The organism is Planotetraspora silvatica, assembly GCF_016863315.1.
In the GTDB taxonomy this organism is placed as follows: Bacteria; Actinomycetota; Actinomycetes; order Streptosporangiales; family Streptosporangiaceae; genus Planotetraspora; species Planotetraspora silvatica.
In genome coordinates this window covers 1-614 of record NZ_BOOQ01000115.1, presented here as the reverse complement: position 1 = coordinate 614, position 614 = coordinate 1, and the positions used below count along the sequence as shown (strand labels likewise).

1 protein-coding gene is annotated in these 614 nt (G+C 71.8%); it reads right to left on the bottom strand.

Going from position 1 to position 614, the window contains the following annotated elements:
• Positions 1-4: 4 nt before the first annotated feature.
• The coding region (gene amaP / locus Psi02_RS39840) for an alkaline shock response membrane anchor protein AmaP (protein ID WP_203981101.1) at positions 5-614 on the bottom strand (610 nt) is incomplete at its 5' end.

The following is a 614-nucleotide window of genomic DNA, read 5'->3' as shown; positions in this document are numbered from 1 at the left end:
GCGGTCAGTGGATGTGTCGGGGTGGTCTGCCTTTGGCGAATCCGAGGCGGACGAGTGCGGGTAGGTGGTCGAATCCGAGGGTGGTTTTGAGTGCGGGGAAGGTCTCGTCGTGGAGTCGGGCCAGGACGGAGTCGACTGCGGCTGGGTCGCGTGTGGTGACGCGTACGTCCAGGGCGGGTTTGTCGGCGGTGCCTCGCAGGGAGGCTCGTGCGTGCCGGACGCCGGGCAGGTTGTTGATCTGTTTGGCCAGGGTGTCTGTTGCCAGGCGGCTGTTGATCTGGGTGATGCCTGTGGGTCCGGATTCCAGGCGTAGCCGGCGTAGCCGGCCGGGGCGGAGCAGGGCGAGGAGCCAGGTGAGCCCGATGAGGGCGACCACGAGGGAGGTGGCGGCGACGGCCGGCCAGAACCAGCCCTGCCGGGTGAGGGATGTCAGGTCCGGGTTGAGCAAGGGTTGGGCGGCGGCGTCCGGGCCGAAGGCGCCCAGGCCGCGGGAGACGGCGGCGCCGCCGCCGGCGAACAGGATCAGTCCGAGTGTGGTGAGGCCGGCCCGGTTGGCTCGCGCGGTGCCCCGGCCCAGCGCGCGCCCGGTCGTGCGTCTGGTCGGGTGGCGGCCC